We start from the raw sequence: 16,649 nt of genomic DNA on the forward strand, positions 1-16,649 counted from the left end.
CCCGGCAGGGGCGCGGGGAACTGCGCGACCAGCCCCCGCACACCCGCAGCCGCAGGACCGCCCTGAACTCTACGGCGCCTCGGCGTTCCCCAGCTCACCCGCACCGGAAAGCCACCCCGCAGCAGTCACGGCGTCCCCCATCTCCGCAGCGAGCCGCGCCGTGATGACCAGCGTCCCCTCCTCGATCTGATAGTCCAACGGCAACCCCAGCCCCCGCATCGCCGCCACCATCCCCGTGTTGGACGCCTGCGTCACCGCGTACACGCTCTCGCAGCCCGCCTCGACGGCCATCCTCACCAGCCGCCCGAGCAACTCGCCGCCGATACCGCGCCGCTGCCAGTCGTCCTCGACGAGCAGCGCCACCTCGGTCTCGTCCCCGTCCCACAGCAGATGCCCGAGGCCGACGATCCGGCCCGACGCGGTCTGCACGGCCAGCGTCCGGCCGAAGCGGGGGCTGAGCAGGTGGTTCAGGTACCGGTCGGCGTCCCCGACCGGCCCGTGGTAGCGGAGCCCGAGCGTCCGCGACGAGCAGCGCTCGTGCATCGCCTTCGCCGCCTCCAGGTCACCGGTGTCGGCCCGGCGCACCGTGATCTCGCTGCCCGCGGGCAGCGAGATCACGTCCTGGCCGCGCGGGATGCGCGGTCCGAGCCGGGCGTCCAGCTCCACCAGCGCCCGCGCCCGCGCGAACTCGGTCGGCGTGAACGGGAGATACGGCCGTTCCACGGTGATCACTCCCCCCTCCGGCGCACGCAGCCGCATCACGGTGTCCTCCAGCACCCCTTCGACGGGAACCGCCTCGGGGCCCCGGGCCCCGCCGACCGGGTGGGCGGGGAGCGAGCGGATCGTGCACCTCCCCAACAACTGCCGGAGGGCCAGCGGAAGTTCCGCCGCGTCCAGGGCGGTTCGGGTGGCCAGGCCGAGGACCCTGGTCGGCGCGTCCACCAGATCGTGGGCGTCGGCCCGCTCGATCCAGGTGTCCGTGCCCCCGGCCAGCGCCACCGCCCGCGTGATCTCGCCGGCGGTCAGTTCACCCGGCGCCCGCAGCAGGAACTCGTCCACGGTCCCGTCGCCCAGCGGATGGGTCTGCAGGCTCAGGATGTCCACCCGGTGCCTGGCGAGCCCGCCGCACAGCGCCGCCAGCGATCCGGGCTCGTCCCGCACCGTCGTCCGCAGCCGCCACAGCGTGCTCGCCCGGTCGCCGGTTCCCGAGGTGTCCGCGCCGGGTCCGGCCTGCCGCGCCTGGGGAACGGCCGGCCGGGCGCCGGTATCGGTATCCGTCACCGGGGGTGCGTGACCCGGGCGCCTCGCCCACCAGACGTGGAAGCCCGCCGTCGCCGCCAGCACCAGCGCCGAGAGCACCAGCAGCGCCGGACCGTCGGGCCCGTGCCCGACCAGGTTGGCCACTCCGTCGGCCACCGCGACCGCCGTGAACAGGGCGGCGAGTTCGACGACGTCCCGCCGCCAGTGGTGCACGGGGCGTCCGTTCCTCGTGCGCGTCACATCAGACATGTCTCGATTCATGCAGCCACTGTGAAGCAATGGTGTTGCGTGATCACGAACGCTCTGTGACCGATGGGTAAAGCATGCTTACGTGGTTTTTGTGCTGTTTTCAACAGTTGCCGCGGTCATGGTCAGGGCGTCCTGCGCCGCCCTCCGCCATGCCCTGTGTCGACCTGCGAAGAGCCCGCGAAGCTGCGCTGCGGGCGGGCGGGTTCGGAGCATGCGGCAGGGCCGCGTACCGGGGGATGACGCCGGTCCGCGGCCCTGGTGAAAGCGTACGGGAGTTACTGGCCGACCCGGCCCGGCTGCAGGGTCCGGGTGAACAGCACGGTGCCGTCGTACTCCCGCAGGCGCACCGTCAGCTCGCCGCTGTCGCCGTCGATGTCGACCTCGCCGAAGAACTGGTAGCCCTCGGCGGGTGACACGTTCGAGGCGGTCGGCGCCTTGACGAACACCCGGTCGGGGCCGAACGTGCCGTCCAATGCGTTCGCCGGGAAGGCGCCGGCGTTCAGCGGGCCGGAGACGAACTCCCAGAACGGCGCGAAGTCCTTGAACGCGGCCCGCGACGGGTCGTAGTGCTGGGCCGAGGTGTGGTGGACGTCGGCGGTCAGCCACACCGTGCCGGTGATCCTCCGGTGCTTGATGTACCGCAGCAGTTCCGCGATCTGCAGCTCACGGCCGAGCGGCGCGCCCGGGTCGCCCTGGGCGACGGCCTCGAAGTTCGGCTTGCCCTCGACCGGGTCGGGCACGACAAGACCGATCGGCATGTCCGCGGCGATCACCTTCCACACCGCACGCGAGCGGGACAGCTCGCGCTTGAGCCACGCCAGCTGCTCGGCGCCGAGGATGCCCTGCGGGTCGGTGGTCTGGTCGTCGGGCGAGTTCGCGTTGCGGTAGGTCCGCATGTCCAGCACGAACACGTCCAGGAGCGGGCCGTGGTGGTGGACGCGATAGATCCGGCCGTCGGGGCGGCCGCTGATCGTGGAGATCGGGAAGTACTCGGAGAACGCCTGCCGGGAGCGCAGCGCCATGTCGTCCAGCCGGGTGCCGGCCGGGTAGGCGGTGCCGGTGCCGATGACCTCGCCCGGGTACCAGTTGTTGCGGACCTCGTGGTCGTCCCACTGGATGACGTTCGGCACCTGGGCGTTGAACCTGCGCAGCGCCTCGTCCAGCAGGTTGTAGCGGAAGTTGCCGCGGAAGTCGTCGAGCGTGACCGCGACGTGCGACTTCGCCTCGGAGGTGACGTTGCGGTACAGGCTGCCGTCGGGCAGCGCCTGGGTTGCCGTGATCACGCCGTCGGCGTAGACGTTGTCACCGCTGCACAGGAAGAAGTCCGGGTCCAGCTTCGCCATCGCGTCGAAGATGCGGTAGCCGCCGATGGACTCGTTGATGCCCCAGCCCTGCCCGGCGAGGTCGCCGGACCACAGGAACTTCACGCCCTGGCGGCGGCGCGCGGACGCGGTGCGGAAGGTGCCGGTGACCGGCTCGCCGGTGCGGCGCGGGTCGTCGGGGTCGGCGAGCCGCACCCGGTAGTGGATCTGCTCGCCGGACGGCAGTCCGTGCAGCCGCGTGGTACCGGTGAAGTCGCTGTCCGCGCCGAGCAGCGGGCCGCGCCAGGTGCGGGCGTTGCGGAACGACTCGGTGGCCGAGGTCTCCACGATCATCCGGGCCGGTCGGTCCGAACGGACCCACACCAGACCGGAGTCGGCGGTCACGTCGCCCGCCTGCACGCCCCAGTCCGCCTGGGGACGCCCGGACAGTGCGAACGCCGGCGCGGAAGAGAGCGCCGTGGGCAGGGTCAGGGCAGCCGACGCGGCGAGCGAGCCGCGCAGCACACTGCGGCGGCCAGGCAGCGAAAGGGACATGGAAGGGCCTCCAGAACGGGATCCGGCCAGGGGTGCACAGCCACAACTACTGGGGCACCGCAGCGCACACGCAAACCGCGAGTGAACAACTGACCGGTCCCGCAAGCGCTGTCCCTCCGGGGGGCAGCCGCTTCGCGGTCGGTCCGGTCCAGCGGTGTCCTGGTGGTTCCGGTCCGGCCGTCGCGCCGCCGCTTCGCGTCCGGCGATGCCGGCCTCACCCGTCCACCGCCTCCGCCATCACCCGCACGCCCTCCCGGCCCCGGGCCGCCGGCAGATGCGCGTACCCCAGCACCAGCCGTACGCCGGACGCGTCACCCGCGCGTGTGTGCACGCGCTGAGCGGACGGGCGCAGCGCGACCCCGGCCGTCTCGACCCCGGCCGCCGAGGCCCCGCGCCACACCGTCGCTCCGCCCCCGCACCGCACCTTCCCCCGGCTCCGCGCCGCTCCGTGCCGTCGGCCGACCGGCGCCGGCTGTCCGCTGCGCACCCGGCGCCGGCGCCCGGGTGTCGGTCAGCGGCTGCCGTCGAGGATGACGCGGGCGACCAGCGCCGGGTCGTCGTTCATCGGGCAGTGGCCGCAGCCGGGCAGCCGGACCAGCCGGGCCTTGGGGATGATCTGCTTGGCCCGGACCCCCTGGCGGCGCACCAGCAGCATGTCCCGGGTGCCCCAGCCCACGGTGACCGGGATGCCGGGGACGTCGTCGGTGAACTGGACGGCGGCACCCGCCCGCAGGGTCTCGGCGAATCCGCTGGCCTGCGCGAGGGCCAGCGTCTCGGCGACCACGGCCTCGGGTGAACGGCGCGCCGGGCGGGCGTAGATGGTGCTCGTCAGGGCGGCCCGGCCGGCGGCCGACCGGGACAGCCGCTCGACCAGCGGGAGCGGCAGCCGCTCCGCGATCCGCCGCATGGCGATGAGCACACCGAAGGCGTAGCGCCGCTCGGCCTGTGACCAGAACCCGGCGGGGGAGAGGGCGGTGACGGACCGTACGAGCTTCTCGCGGCCCAGCTCCAGGGCCAGCAGTCCGCCGAGCGAGTTGCCCGCCACGTGCGGCCGGTCCAGCTCCAGAGCCTCGAACAGGGCGCCGAGCAGGGCGTTGGTGGTCGGCAGGTCGTAGGCGAGGCCGTCGGGCAGGGCCGGGGAGGCGCCGAAGCCGGGCAGGTCCACGGCGATCACGTCCCGCTCGGTCGCGAGGATGTCCACCACGGGGTCCCAGGCCTGCCGGTGATGCCCTATGCCGTGGATGAGGACCAGTGGTTCGCCGCGGCCCACGCGCGCGTACGAGACGGTCACATCCTGCCGGCCGTGCGCGGCCGGGGCTTTGAACGAGACGGTGGCGGACATGGGGGCTCCTCGTCTGGCGACTTCGGCGGACGCCGTAGACAGCTTGTCAGCAATTGCTACTCGCGGGTAGTCCCCGATGGGGTGTGTCGTATGCCGGCACGCGCCGTCAACGCACCTCGGACGGCTCCGGATTCGCCTCGGGATGCCGCGCACGCATCCCGGGGTTCACCGCGCCGGCCGCTTCCGCACCGGGGCCGCCGTCCTCCGGCAGCCCCCGGATCATTCTGGGCCGAGGGTGCGGGGCGCGGCGCGATTCCGCCCTGGCATGCGCGAACGTGTCGGGCCCGGCGGGAGTGACGCCCTCGGCGCCGGCCGCGGCTCGCCCTGCTCCGGGCGCTTCCCGCCGCGCGACGGGAGCTTTGCCGCCATGTCACGAAAACGCACCTGCGCGAACGCCTCGTGAACGCTCTGTGGCACCGCTTTCTATGCGTGGGCCAAGGGATCGAGGATTGGTCTTGACCAAGGGTCTGCGCCGCCCTATGGTCGCAGATAAGTAAAACAACCTTTAATAAACAAGGGCGCTAAAACGCCGCCGGACCACGGCGATCGCGGAGGACAGGGTGGGGACCACGCAGCTGGAATCGGTGCCGGAACCGAAGTACTGGCATCTCAAGACCGTGCTCAGTGAGGCACTGGACTCGGAGTTCTCGGTCGGCGAGATCCTGCCCAACGAGCGCGACCTCGCCGCCCGCTTCGGCGTGGCTCGCGCCACCCTCCGCCAGGCCCTCGAACAGCTCGAACTGGAGGGCCGGCTGCAGCGCCGCCGCGGTGTCGGCACCACGGTCGCGCCCCCGCGCGTAGGCGTGGCGGTCGGCACCGACCAGCACGCCTGGCCGGGCGCCGCCGGGGACGCCTGGCAGCCCGTCGACTGCACCCTCGCGGTGCCGCCCGCCGCCGTCGCGACCGCCCTGGAGACCGGCCCTGAGGAGCCCGTGCACATCGTGCGCCGCTCTCGCGTCTCGCACGGCCAGCCCGTCGCCGCCGAGCTGCTCTACATCCCGGCGGACTCGGTCCCGGAGCTGACCGCGATCGACGCGCCGTCCGGCGCGCCCCGCGCGCGTGCGGTCCTGCGTGAGCTGCAGCGCCTGGAGCTCGAGGGCCAGGACCGCGCCGTGGAGCTCGGCTCGGCCCGCGCGGACGACGCCAAGGAACTCGACCGGCTCCCCGGCGCCCCGGTGCTGGTCGTCACCACCCGGTTCCTCGCCGCCGGCCGCACCTCCGCGCTCTCCGTCGCCACCTACCGTGCGGACACCTGCCGGCTGACCTTCGGTGACACCGGCGGCGTGGAGATCCACCACGGCCCCGAGCGGCAGGCCTCCTAGCCACCGCGCCGGACGACCGGACCGCGCCCCGGACCACCTCCGGGGCGCGACGGGTTTGCCGGCCCGGCGCAGCCGCTCAGCGGCGCGCGGTGACCGTCCCGTCCACGGCGAACAGCTGTTCCTCCACATGGTCGAGGGCGAGCCGCAGCGCGCCCGTCGCCACCGCCGCCTCACCGAGCAGCGAGAGCGCCACCCGGGGCGGCCGCAGACAGTACCGGGCCAGCTCCCGGCGCAGCGGCTCCAGGACGCCGTCCAGCCCGGCCGCCCAGCCGCCGATCACCACCAGCTCCGGGTCCAGCGCCAGCACCAGCGCGGCCACGTCGTGGACCAGCCGCTGGATGAACCGGTCGACGGCCGCCCGCGCCCGCGCGTCCCCCTTGCGGGCCAGCGCGAACACCTCGGCGACCGCCTGCTCGTCCAGCGGGTGCAGCGGCTCGTCGGTGGTCGACAGCAGCGTCTCCGGGGTCACCTCACGGCCCAGCAGGTGCAGTGCGCCGATCTCCCCGGCCGCCCCGCCGTACCCCCGGTGCAGCCGCCCGCCGATCAGCGATCCGGCGCCCGGACTCAGCCCGGCCATCACCATCACCATGTCGTCGGAATCGGTGGCCGCGCCCTTCCAGTGCTCGGCCACGGCCGCCGCGTTGGCGTCGTTCTCCACCAGGACCGGGCACTTGAAGGACCGGCTCAGCCGCTCGCCGAGCGGCAGCCCCGTCCACTCGGGCAGCGCGGTCCCCAGCCGCACCAGGCCGTCCGCCTCGACGATGCCGGGGGTGCCGACCCCGACGGCCCGCAGCGAACCGCGCGCCACCCCGGCCCGGCGCAGCAGCTCGGCGACGGCGGTGCGCAGCCGCTCCAGCCGCTCGTCCGCGCCGGCCGTCTCGTCGACCTCCTTGGCCTGTGCCCCCAGCACCCGCCCGTCCAGGTCGGACAGGAGCGCGGCGACGCGGTGCGGGCCTATCTCCAGGCCCAGCAGGTGCCCGGCCTCGGCCCGGAACCGGAACCGCCGCGCCGGCCGCCCCTGCTTCCGGGTGGCGCCCTCCTCGGCCACCGTCTCGACGACCAGTCCGGCCTCGATGAGCCCTTCCACGACCCCCTCGACGGTCGGCCGGGACAGCCCGGTCACCCGGGTGATCTCGGTGAGCGTGGCACAGTCGGTGGCTCGCAGCGCGTGCAGCACCACCGCGGAATTGATCCTCCGCAACAGAGACGGATCACCACCGGTCAACCCCGCCAACGTCCGTCCTCCCAGCTGTCCGTGCACGTTGGCCGGATCGTACTTCGACGCCGACGACCCCGGCGAGTGCCGGACGCCCCCGATCTGCCCGAGATCCGCGATCAGCACGACCCGAGGCGCAGGCACGCGGCCTGAGGATCGGCCGGGTGTCAGTGGCACCGGTTTTACTGGATCACATGGACATCGCGAAGTGCCTCGCCCGGATCGACGAGTTGTGCGCGCGGGAGTTCCCGGCGGAACACGGCCGAACGGATGCCGGCACGGGCGGACCGGGATACCTGATAACCGCGTTGGAGACCAGCGGAGACTTCTACGAGGACGAGGGAGGGGAGCGGGAGGAGACGGAGGCGCGGTTCGAGGCCGACCGGGACGCCCTCGGCAGACGGCTCGGCGAGCGGTGGGGGCCCGCTCAGGAGGTCGGTCTGCACAGCGTTGTGGAGCGTGCCATGGACGGCGAGGAGGTCGACGAACCCTGGGCGCACCTCTGCGACCACGTGCCGGACGTGCAGCTGTGGCAGACGGACACCGGCCGCCGGGTCGGCCTCGGCGTCTCCCAGTGGGACCGTGAGCTGCCCTTCCAGCTGCTGGCCTTCGTCATTCTTGCGGACCCTCCGTGACCGGCTGTCCCTCCGCCGCCGCGGCCCGCAACCGCCCGAACTCCTCCGCCATCGTCGCCGCCGTCCAGTGCGCGTTCAGGCCGCTGGGGTTGGGCAGGACCCACACCCGTGTCTCCCCGATCGTCCCTTCCTGTGGCCCCACTTGGGCCCTGCGGTCGGCGAAGGCGGCCCGGTAGGCCGTGACGCCCACGACCGCCAGCCACCTCGGCCGGACCCGCGTCACCTTGGCCGTCAGGAGGCGCCCGCCCTCGGCGTACTCCGCGGCCGTCAGCTCGTCGGCGCGCGCGGTCGCCCGCGCCACGACGTTCGTGATGCCGAGCCCGTACGACAGCAACTCGCCCTGTTCCGCGGGCTTCAGCAGCCGCGGGGTGAAGCCGGACAGGTGCAGGACCGGCCAGAAGCGGTTGCCGGGACGGGCGAAGTGGTGGCCCGTGGCCGCCGTCATCAGGCCGGGGTTGATCCCGCAGAACAGGACGTGGAGGCCGTCCGCGAGCACGTCGGGGACGAGCCGGTCGCGGGCGGCCTCCAGCTCCGCCTGGGTGAAGCGGGTCAGAGGATCGCTCCGGGGGTGTAACCGGCGGCCTCGGGGTGCTGCTTGACGATCTCCTCGATCCGGCCGACGACGGCACCGACCTGGGCGGCGGCCGCGCCCGTGAAGGACAGCTTGTCGGCCATCAGGGCCGCCAGCTGCTCGCGGTCCAGCGGCAGCCGCTCGTCGGCGGCGAGCTTGTCGAGCAGGTCGTTGCGCTCGGCGCCCTGCTCGCGCATCGCGAGCGCGGTGGCGACGGCGTTCTCCTTGATCGCCTCGTGCGCGACCTCACGGCCGACGCCCGCGCGCACCGCGCCCATCAGCACCTTGGTGGTGGCGAGGAACGGGAGGTAGCGGTCCAGCTCCCGGGCGATGACGGCCGGGAAGGCGCCGAACTCGTCGAGGACCGTGAGGAAGGTCTCCAGGAGGCCGTCGAGCGCGAAGAAGGCGTCCGGCAGGGCCACCCGGCGCACCACCGAGCAGGAGACGTCGCCCTCGTTCCACTGGTCGCCGGCCAGCTCGCCGGTCATCGAGGCGTAGCCGCGCAGGATCACCATGAGGCCGTTGACGCGCTCGCAGGACCGCGTGTTCATCTTGTGCGGCATCGCGGAGGAGCCGACCTGGCCCGGCTTGAAGCCCTCGGTGACCAGCTCGTGCCCGGCCATCAGCCGGACCGTCTTGGCCAGGGAGGACGGCGCGGCGGCCAGCTGGACGAGCGCGGTCACCACCTCGTAGTCCAGCGAGCGCGGGTACACCTGGCCGACCGACGTGAACGCCTGCGAGAAGCCGAGGTGCCGCGCGATCCGGTCCTCCAGCTCGGCCAGCTTCGCCGCGTCCCCGCCCAGCAGGTCCAGCATGTCCTGTGCGGTGCCCACCGGGCCCTTGATGCCGCGCAGCGGGTAACGGGCGAGGAGTTCCTCGACGCGGCCGTAGGCCACAAGGAGCTCGTCGGCGGCGGTCGCGAACCGCTTGCCGAGGGTGGTGGCCTGCGCGGCCACGTTGTGCGAGCGGCCGGCCATGACCAGCTCGGCGTACTCGCCGGCCAGCCTGCCCAGGCGGGCCAGGACGGCCGTCGTACGGTCCCGCATCAGCTCCAGCGAGAGGCGGATCTGCAGCTGCTCGACGTTCTCCGTCAGGTCCCGGGAGGTCATGCCCTTGTGCACGTGCTCGTGGCCGGCGAGAGCGTTGAACTCCTCGATCCGCGCCTTCACGTCGTGCCGGGTGACCTTCTCGCGCTCCGCGATCGAGGCCAGGTCGACGGTGTCGAGGACCCGCTCGTAGTCGGCGATCGCCGCGTCCGGCACCTCGATCCCGAGGTCCTTCTGGGCCCGCAGCACGGCGAGCCAGAGCTGCCGCTCCAGCTTCACCTTCTGCTCGGGCGACCAGAGCGTGGCGAGCTCGGCGGAGGCGTAGCGTCCGGCGAGGACGTTCGGAATGCGGGGCTTGGCGGGCGCGGCTGAAGTCACGTGTAGGGAGTTTACCCACCGTCCGCGGTGCTCCGTCACTGTCTACACAGGGTGAGAACGTCCAGGTCAGGGGCTCCGAGTCCGTCGACCCTCGCACAGTCCGTGAGACAAGCGTGAGACGGCGGCGGCCCCGGACTGGTGAACCCATCACCAGCCGGGGCCTTGATCCAGACCCTTCTGATCAAGGAGCCAGACCCATGGAAAACGTACCCGCCCCGCGCCAGGAACTCGACGAGACCGCCCGCCGCCACGTCGCCATTGCCCGTCAGCTGCTCGTCGAGACGGATGGGCTCGACTACACCGAACTCAGCGCGCAGGACCTGTGTCGTCTCGTCGGCCGACTGGAGGTCGTCGTCGCCATGCTGATCCTCACCGTCGAAGGCGGCGACCAGTGACCGACCAGGATCACGACCTCACGCGCACGTGGCTGCGCGACTGTCCCTCGCCGCCGGGATCGCCTTCACCGCCACCGCCGAATACGACCTCGCCCGTACCCTCGGCGCGCACCCGGTCATCGCCGCCATGCTGCCCGTCGCCATCGACGCGTACGTGGTCGCCGCCCTGCGATGGTTCCGCGCACTCGACGTCACCCTGTCGCTCGGGCTGATGTGCGCCGCGCAGGTCGCGGCACACGCCCTGGAGGCGGGCGTCATCACGGTCACCTTCCGTCTCGTGGTGGTCGTCTCGCTGCTCGTCCCCGTGGCGCTGTGGCGTACCCATGCCCTCGCCCGGAGCGAGTCCGAGGTGACCACGCCCGAAGCGCCGCGCAGGCCCGCGCAGGTGGTCACTCCGCCGTCCGCTCTGCCCGACCCGCTGCCGTTCGCCTGGGCCGACGTCACTGCCACTCAGACGACCAGCAAGGTGACCACTTCCCTCCCCGCCGCCACCCCCCGGAGGGTGGTCACCGAGGTGGTCACCCTCACCCCCGCTGAGCTGCGGAAAAGGGCACTCAAGCTGAACCGGGAAGTGGTCACCGCGACCGGACGGAAGGTGACCATCGATCGCCTGCGTTCGGAGTTCGACCTGTCTCGCCGTGAAGCGGCCGAACTGCGGCGCGAGATCGTCGAGGGGAAGCGGTCATGAACACCCCCGACTACACGCCGTCGCGTGACCACCTCCGGCCGATCGGTATGACCAGCACCGGCCAGCCGATCTACCCGTGGCCGACCACCCCGGCGCCGGTACCTCTGCCCCCGATCAAGGCGTACCCGGTCGGTACGTACGTCGGGCTCGGCTGCCTCGGCGTCGTCGCCCTGGCGATCGTCGGCGCGGTCATCATCGCCATCCTCATCGGCCTGTCCATCGCCTTGGTGGTGCTGTCCATCGCCGTCGTCGCCCTGACCATCTGCGTCCTGGTGCTGCGCTCGATGTGGCGCGACCACCTCGCGGGCCGCTGACGTCCGGCCCTCCTGTCCTGCACGGCCTCCATGACCGTGCAGGTGCGGAGGGGCCGGACAGCCCGGGCCGCCACCCGAGAGGAACCACATGGCCGAGATCACCGACCGGATGCGCCGCCAGGCCGACGACAACCGAGAGGCTGCCGAGTGGGCCCGCGCCCACGGCCACGAGCAGCGGGCCAAGCAGTTGGAGGAACGGGCTGACGAACTGGAGTCCGGCCGGGTCACCGACGTCACCGACAAGGTCAGCGTCCTCATCAGGGCCCTCGGACCCTCCGGTCGCCGCCGCTGATGGCCGACGACGACCTGAGCTTCTCCGACTTCACGGTGGGCGAACGGCTTCGTATCGGCGCCCTCACGGCGCGGATGGCGAAACGCGGCCTGGCCGACGACGGCACCGGCAACGTCGACATCAGCGATTTGCAGCGCCGCATCGAGCGGATCGAGGACGGCGCCCGCCGTCGTAAGAAGACCCGCATGTAGCTACACCCCGGGTCGGCCGTCACCTTGGCCAGACGTCTGCCGACCCGGGCCTCCCAACCCCCAGCAAGAGGCAGGGAGCCCTCAGCATGACCGAGAACGTGATCCAGCTCCACAAGACCCCGCCGCCCGGCATGTCCACGGACACCCTCACCGAGACGGTCATCGACGTCATCCACGACGCCGAGCCACAGCCTGTCGACCCGCCCAGCCCGGCTCCTGAACCTGGTAGCTGGCTCGCCGAACGGAAGGCCTACCTTGCCGACGCCCCGCCCGTCGTACCCGCCGCCTTCCGCCGCTGGGACACCTTCAAGGACGCCACCCGCTGGACCGTCTCCTACTACGCCCACGTCAGCGCCTTCCACACCGTCAGGGCGCCCGCCTACCTCGCCCGCCTGCTGCTGCGCTCCCCCGCGGTGCTGGCCGGCTGATCGTCCGCTGGGGAAAGTGGGTCGCCGACACCGAAGCCCGGCCCGTCGAGGCCAAGGCCGCCGCCATGGCGGACATCGAGGCGTGGATGGCCCTGTCCCGGGAGCACTCCCGCCGGGTCCGGCCCAGGCGTATCGCCTCCCTGGCCGTCGCCGCCACCACCAGCATCACCACCCTGACCGCCGCGTTCCTGGTGCCCGGCTGGACCCTCACGGCAGCCGTCGCCGCCGCAGCACTCGCCGGGCTGAACGGGAAGAAGGGCGGCGACAAGCCCCTGGTCACCCGCTACGTCGCCAAGAACGTGATGCGCCGCCTCGACTCCACCGAGGTGTTCGACGCGCTCGCCGCGATCGGTATCGAGGGCAAGAAGGGCCGCAAGGGTGTGGAGTTCGTCTCCGAGATCATGCGCGACGGCCCCGGCTGGCGCGCCGAGATCGACCTCCCGCCCGGCGTCGAGGCCACCGCCGTCCTGGAGAAGCGGGCCGCGCTCGCCGCCGCCATGCGCCGCCCCATCAGCACGGTGTGGCCCGAAGCCGACCGCACCGCCCACCCCGGCCGCCTCGTCCTGTGGGTTGCCCAGCGGGACCCGGCGAAGACGGGCCGCAAGCTGTGGCCGCTCATGAAGTCCGGCCAGGCTGACGTGTACGAGCCGCTGCCCTTTGGGTTCGACCCTCGCGGCAACCTCATCACCATCACCCTGATGTACTCCAACCTGCTGGTCGGAGGCATCCCCGGCTCCGGTAAGACCTCGTGCGCCTTGGCGATCGTCCTCGGCGTCGCCCTCGACCCCACCGCGGAACTCTGGATCTACGAGCTCAAGGGGTCCGGAGACCTCGACTCCGTCAAGCCCATCTGCCACTGCTACGTATCTGGCGACGAAGACGAAGACCTGGAGGCCGCGCTCAACGGGATGCGCTCGGGGATCGCCGAGTACCAGCGGCGCGCCGCGTTCATCCGCTCCCTGCCTGCTTCCGAGGTCCCCGAAGGCCGCAAGGTCACCCGCGCGCTCGCCGAGAAGTACCCCGAGCAGAACCTCGGACCGCGTGTCATCGTCATCGACGAGGTGCAGGAACTGTTCACCCACGCCGAGTACAAGGAGGAAGCCGCCGCCCTGGCCACCCGCCTCATCAAGAAGGCCCGCGCCTACGGGATCATCCTCATCCTGCTCACCCAGAACCCCGACGCACCGTCCCTGCCCACCTCAGTCTCTTCGTCGGTCGGCACCCGCCTGTGCCTGGCGGTCATGGACTGGCGGGCCAACAACAACGTCCTGGGCACCAGCGCCTATGAGCGGGGCCTGCGCGCCACAGACATCAGCGTCGACGAGCAGGGCACCGGCATCCTCGCCCGAGGCCGCGAAGGCATCACCGTGCGCGCCGCGTTCATCAAGCAGACCGAGGCCGAGGACATCGCCAAGCGCGCCCTCGCGCTGCGTACGGCGACCGGCGCCCTGTCCGGGCAGTCCGTCGGCCAGCAGATCGAGACACTGGAGATCGAGACGGTCGTCGATCACCTGCGCGCCGTGTGGCCGGACGGAGTCGAGACGGTCCACTCCCACCGCCTCGTCGAAGCCCTCGCCCGCCTTCGGCACGACCTGTACGGACCGTGGACGGATCTGGACACCGTCGCCTCGTCTACCGCACTCAGCGCCGCCCTGAAGCCCTTCAAGATCTCCACCAAGCAGATCACCATCAGGGAGTGCTGCGGTGGCGCCAAGGGCCTCCGCTACACCGACCTCCCGGACGCCGAGAACGTTGAGTAGGGCCCCTCCAGCCGGTTTCGGGGACGGGTTGAGGTTTCACCCCGGCCCGAAACTGGTTTCGCCCCCGATATCGGGCCTGAGCTGGGAAGTTTCGGGTTTCGTAGGCAGCCCTATAGGGCGGAAACCCTGCCCTATGGCGGCCTCGCCGTACCTGCCCAGCCCGAAGTCACACGGCCCCCGCCATGCCGAGGCGGGGGCCTTTCGCGTCTGCCTACTTCTGCTCGGGACACTCCGTCGGCTGGCCGGGCTCGGTGATGTGGCGAGGCGAGACACTCTCGCCGCTCCCGTTCGTAGCGCCGAGGCTGACGGGGAGGCCGCAGTCCTTGCAGAAGGTGACGCCGTCGGGCTCCTTGACCATGATCTTTGCCTTTCTGGTTGAGCTTGCTCTCGTCCCACAGGCCAGCACAGGGTGCCTGGACAGGAGGCCGCCCCAACTTTTCTCAGCGTGTCGCGGGTGGGGCGCTCTCGATCCGACCAGATGGGCTGACGATTCACGTCTCAGCGGGCTGCGGCCCCATCTTGCGGGCGAGCCGGGCGGCCATCTCCGGGGACACCAGCTCCACCTTGCGACGGAAGGCGCCCTTGACGACGAAGAAGCCAGAGAACTTTCCTTGTGCTCCGATCTCCCGACACTCGTAGAGGCCGTTTCCGGCGAGCGCCCATCCATAAGGGGGGCCGCTGCGGTCGAGGAAGGTGCGCGCGTACACGTACTTCTTGTTCGTTCCTCGGATCTTGGCGACCCAACCGATCGGACTGTCGCTGAAAACTCGTTGCGGCGTGATCGACACCATGGGAAACACCGTGGCGGGGTCCGCGGTGGCGATGTTGACGGGAATGTCCAGGGCCGCTGCGGATGCGGCCTTTTGCTCAGGGGTGGCGTGGCGCGCGCAGACTTCCGGGTGCGGGCCGATGCCGTGCCAGACCATGAGCGGGTGGCGGCAGCGGGTTCCCTTCTTCGTCGTGACCGTGCACTGACTCATGCTGTCCTCTGATTCTCACGTCGTACCTGATCAGCGACTGTTTCAGCAGGACAGTACATGGTGCCTCGGGAGGCCAGCAGCCCCTGTCAGCGGGCCGTGCTGGTCTCGGTTGCGTCTGGCATTGCATCAGACGCTGGCTAGTTCCCGGTGATCTCGTTAATCCCCTTCACCACAGTGTCCAGGTGATCGTTGCCGATGGACATCTCCGCGGACATCAGGTCGAACGACGCCTGGCCCTCGCTGGCCGCACCCACCGTGCACGCTGACGCGGACTTGCCGGGGTGGTCTCGAGCGCGAGCTTCCAACGCTTGGCCAGCGTCTCGTCTGGCATCGGTTCGTCTCCCTCCGCCTGCGCAAAGCCCCGGAGCACCGCTAGCCCGAGGCTTCGACGCCGCAGCGCCGGTCTACAGGCTGTCGAGGATCTGCGCGCGGCGCTGCGCGTACTCCTGCTCGGAGACGAGCCCTTGGCCGCGCAGCTGGTCGAGCGTCGCCAGACGGCTCGCCACGTCCTGGCCGGCCGCCGGGGCCGGGGATACTGCCGGGGCCGCGGCCGGTGCGCCGGGGGCTGTGCCCTGTGCGATGTGGCGGCGGAGATCGTCGGCCAGTGCCTTGCCCTGGTCCTTGGGCATGTTCTTGATGTCCGCCCGGTTGCCCGAGGTGTACACCGTGAGCGTGCCCATCATGATGCCGCCCTGCCACTGCACCGAGGACACCTTGCCGTACGGGAAGTCCTCGACCTTCTGCGACATGATCCCGTTCTTGTAGAAGATCAGCCGCAGGTTGGTCATCGCGACCAGACCTGCGCCCCCGCCATACTGCCCGGTCGCGAGCATCTCGACCGTCTCGCCCTCCCACAGCACCTCGGGCAGTCTCTGGATCTCTCGCTTCGACCCCAAGGTGCTGCTCAGCTTCGCAGCAGCCGCATCGATGTCCGGCCGAACATTGAACGTCGCCATGACGTCCCCCCTCCTGAAATGAATGTCCGGATCGTATCGACGCGTCCATGGCTGCGCAGCACCATCGACGAAGCCTGTCAGCACATGCTGGCGGTGCAGGCGGATTCGGGAAGTCGCGGACCGACCAGCAGCCGACACAGGTCCTGTGGAACCGGGAAGCCGGTGCGGCACCGTCCCCTTCGCAGTCTCACTACTGCTTGCCGATCCCCGGCCACGGTCGTACATTCCCGCTCCACGCCGTCCAATCGCACGGAAAGGGAGCGGGGATGAGCGCATCGTTCGAGGAACTGGAAGACCGGTACAGGACCGCGCTGAACCGGATGAGCAAGGCCTATCAGGTGTTGCATGAGGCGATGGGGGACCCCAAGCCGCTTGCTCCTGGAGAAGAGCCTCCGGTCCTGACGAAGGCGCATCGTGACGCACAGACCGAGGCAATGAAGGCGTTTCAGGAGTACGTGCCGGTACGGGATCTGTACTGGGCCACCCGGTGGGGGCGAGAGGGGAACCCGCCGAAGTCCTGACTACACCGAGCCCGTCGGGCATCTCGATCGGTAGGTACAGGAGGAGCGGCCCCCGGACGGGCCGCTCTCCTGCATCAGGCGGCCTTGAGAGGGTCGAAGCCCGAGCGCAGCAGGGTGTGAACCCGGGCGTCCCGCACCCGCGCCTCGGGGTGCTTGGGGAGTGTCTTTTTCTTTGTGTAAGCCCTGGTGCTGACGCTTCTTCTGTGTGGTGTGGCGGTGCTACTGGTTGTCGGTGACGCGGTCGCCGTA

Annotated in this window: 20 protein-coding genes; 10 read left to right on the forward strand and 10 right to left on the reverse strand. The window is 71.1% G+C overall.

From position 1 onward, the window contains the following. Window positions 1-69 precede the first annotated feature (69 nt). The 4 genes from ACFY0K_RS42615 to ACFY0K_RS42630 all read right to left on the reverse strand — a co-directional run bounded on the left by ACFY0K_RS42615 (window position 70) and on the right by ACFY0K_RS42630 (window position 4,707). Window positions 70-1,509, reverse strand: a complete 1,440-nt coding sequence (locus ACFY0K_RS42615; RefSeq protein WP_390644426.1) for a GNAT family N-acetyltransferase — start codon at window positions 1,507-1,509, stop codon at window positions 70-72. Window positions 1,510-1,784: 275 nt separating this feature from the next. Further along, window positions 1,785-3,365: an alkaline phosphatase D family protein gene (locus ACFY0K_RS42620; protein ID WP_390644427.1), complete on the reverse strand. Its 1,581-nt coding sequence runs from the start codon at window positions 3,363-3,365 to the stop codon at window positions 1,785-1,787. 214 nt (window positions 3,366-3,579) lie between these two features. Then, on the reverse strand, window positions 3,580-3,765 hold the full coding sequence (locus ACFY0K_RS42625) for a hypothetical protein (protein WP_390644428.1): 186 nt from the start codon (window positions 3,763-3,765) through the stop codon (window positions 3,580-3,582). Window positions 3,766-3,876: 111 nt separating this feature from the next. Beyond that, complete coding sequence (locus tag ACFY0K_RS42630; RefSeq protein WP_093505801.1) at window positions 3,877-4,707, reverse strand: alpha/beta fold hydrolase; 831 nt, start codon at window positions 4,705-4,707, stop codon at window positions 3,877-3,879. A 560-nt stretch (window positions 4,708-5,267) separates the two neighbouring features. Between ACFY0K_RS42630 and ACFY0K_RS42635 the strand changes: the two genes are divergently transcribed. After that, window positions 5,268-6,029, forward strand: a complete 762-nt coding sequence (locus ACFY0K_RS42635) for a GntR family transcriptional regulator (RefSeq protein ID WP_351955727.1) — start codon at window positions 5,268-5,270, stop codon at window positions 6,027-6,029. A gap of 76 nt (window positions 6,030-6,105) precedes the next feature. Here the strand turns inward: ACFY0K_RS42635 and ACFY0K_RS42640 are convergent, their stop codons facing one another. Next, window positions 6,106-7,263 (reverse strand): ROK family transcriptional regulator, encoded by a 1,158-nt coding sequence (locus ACFY0K_RS42640; RefSeq protein WP_390644444.1) that lies wholly within the window; start codon window positions 7,261-7,263, stop codon window positions 6,106-6,108. A 176-nt stretch (window positions 7,264-7,439) separates the two neighbouring features. On the opposite strand from ACFY0K_RS42640, the gene ACFY0K_RS42645 reads away from it, so the two are divergent. Next, entirely contained in the window at window positions 7,440-7,880 is a 441-nt protein-coding gene (locus tag ACFY0K_RS42645; RefSeq protein WP_390644429.1) for a hypothetical protein, read from the forward strand. On the opposite strand, the gene mug is transcribed toward ACFY0K_RS42645, so the two are convergent. Beyond that, complete coding sequence (gene mug, locus ACFY0K_RS42650) at window positions 7,858-8,433, reverse strand: G/U mismatch-specific DNA glycosylase (RefSeq protein WP_390644445.1); 576 nt, start codon at window positions 8,431-8,433, stop codon at window positions 7,858-7,860. The genes ACFY0K_RS42645 and mug overlap by 23 nt on opposite strands. Then, window positions 8,430-9,875 (reverse strand): adenylosuccinate lyase, encoded by a 1,446-nt coding sequence (gene purB, locus ACFY0K_RS42655; protein WP_390644430.1) that lies wholly within the window; start codon window positions 9,873-9,875, stop codon window positions 8,430-8,432. Before purB ends, mug begins: the two co-directional genes overlap by 4 nt. 197 nt (window positions 9,876-10,072) lie before the next feature. Here purB and ACFY0K_RS42660 point away from each other — a divergent pair, with 197 nt between their 5' ends. The 7 genes from ACFY0K_RS42660 (at window position 10,073) to ACFY0K_RS42690 (ending at window position 13,943) form a co-directional block, all read left to right on the forward strand. Continuing rightward, entirely contained in the window at window positions 10,073-10,270 is a 198-nt protein-coding gene (locus ACFY0K_RS42660; RefSeq protein ID WP_390644431.1) for a hypothetical protein, read from the forward strand. Window positions 10,271-10,298: 28 nt separating this feature from the next. Next, window positions 10,299-10,958 carry a hypothetical protein gene (locus ACFY0K_RS42665; RefSeq protein ID WP_390644432.1) on the forward strand — a complete coding sequence of 220 codons (660 nt, stop codon included), beginning with the start codon at window positions 10,299-10,301 and terminating at the stop codon, window positions 10,956-10,958. Further along, complete coding sequence (locus ACFY0K_RS42670; RefSeq protein ID WP_390644433.1) at window positions 10,955-11,272, forward strand: hypothetical protein; 318 nt, start codon at window positions 10,955-10,957, stop codon at window positions 11,270-11,272. The genes ACFY0K_RS42665 and ACFY0K_RS42670 overlap by 4 nt, the downstream gene beginning before the upstream one ends. 88 nt (window positions 11,273-11,360) lie before the next feature. Then, window positions 11,361-11,564, forward strand: coding sequence for a hypothetical protein (locus ACFY0K_RS42675; protein ID WP_390644434.1), 204 nt, complete (start codon window positions 11,361-11,363; stop codon window positions 11,562-11,564). Further along, on the forward strand, window positions 11,564-11,755 hold the full coding sequence (locus tag ACFY0K_RS42680) for a DUF6257 family protein (protein ID WP_390644435.1): 192 nt from the start codon (window positions 11,564-11,566) through the stop codon (window positions 11,753-11,755). The genes ACFY0K_RS42675 and ACFY0K_RS42680 overlap by 1 nt, the downstream gene beginning before the upstream one ends. Before the next feature lie 86 nt (window positions 11,756-11,841). Continuing rightward, a complete protein-coding gene (locus ACFY0K_RS42685) occupies window positions 11,842-12,183 on the forward strand; it encodes a hypothetical protein (protein WP_390644436.1) in 342 nt (113 codons plus the stop codon). Between the two features lie 65 nt (window positions 12,184-12,248). Continuing rightward, window positions 12,249-13,943 (forward strand): FtsK/SpoIIIE domain-containing protein, encoded by a 1,695-nt coding sequence (locus tag ACFY0K_RS42690; RefSeq protein WP_390644437.1) that lies wholly within the window; start codon window positions 12,249-12,251, stop codon window positions 13,941-13,943. Window positions 13,944-14,154: 211 nt separating this feature from the next. Here ACFY0K_RS42690 and ACFY0K_RS42695 read toward each other — a convergent pair whose 3' ends face one another. The 3 genes from ACFY0K_RS42695 to ACFY0K_RS42705 all read right to left on the reverse strand — a co-directional run bounded on the left by ACFY0K_RS42695 (window position 14,155) and on the right by ACFY0K_RS42705 (window position 15,879). Continuing rightward, window positions 14,155-14,301 carry a hypothetical protein gene (locus tag ACFY0K_RS42695; protein ID WP_390644438.1) on the reverse strand — a complete coding sequence of 49 codons (147 nt, stop codon included), beginning with the start codon at window positions 14,299-14,301 and terminating at the stop codon, window positions 14,155-14,157. 133 nt (window positions 14,302-14,434) lie between these two features. Then, window positions 14,435-14,923 carry a hypothetical protein gene (locus tag ACFY0K_RS42700; RefSeq protein ID WP_390644439.1) on the reverse strand — a complete coding sequence of 163 codons (489 nt, stop codon included), beginning with the start codon at window positions 14,921-14,923 and terminating at the stop codon, window positions 14,435-14,437. Window positions 14,924-15,327: 404 nt separating this feature from the next. Then, window positions 15,328-15,879 (reverse strand): PH domain-containing protein, encoded by a 552-nt coding sequence (locus tag ACFY0K_RS42705; protein WP_390644440.1) that lies wholly within the window; start codon window positions 15,877-15,879, stop codon window positions 15,328-15,330. Between the two features lie 266 nt (window positions 15,880-16,145). Here ACFY0K_RS42705 and ACFY0K_RS42710 point away from each other — a divergent pair, with 266 nt between their 5' ends. Continuing rightward, entirely contained in the window at window positions 16,146-16,400 is a 255-nt protein-coding gene (locus ACFY0K_RS42710; RefSeq protein WP_390644441.1) for a hypothetical protein, read from the forward strand. Window positions 16,401-16,649: the final 249 nt, after the last annotated feature.

This window comes from Streptomyces sp. NPDC001507, from assembly GCF_042894765.1.
Classification (GTDB): Bacteria; Actinomycetota; Actinomycetes; order Streptomycetales; family Streptomycetaceae; genus Streptomyces.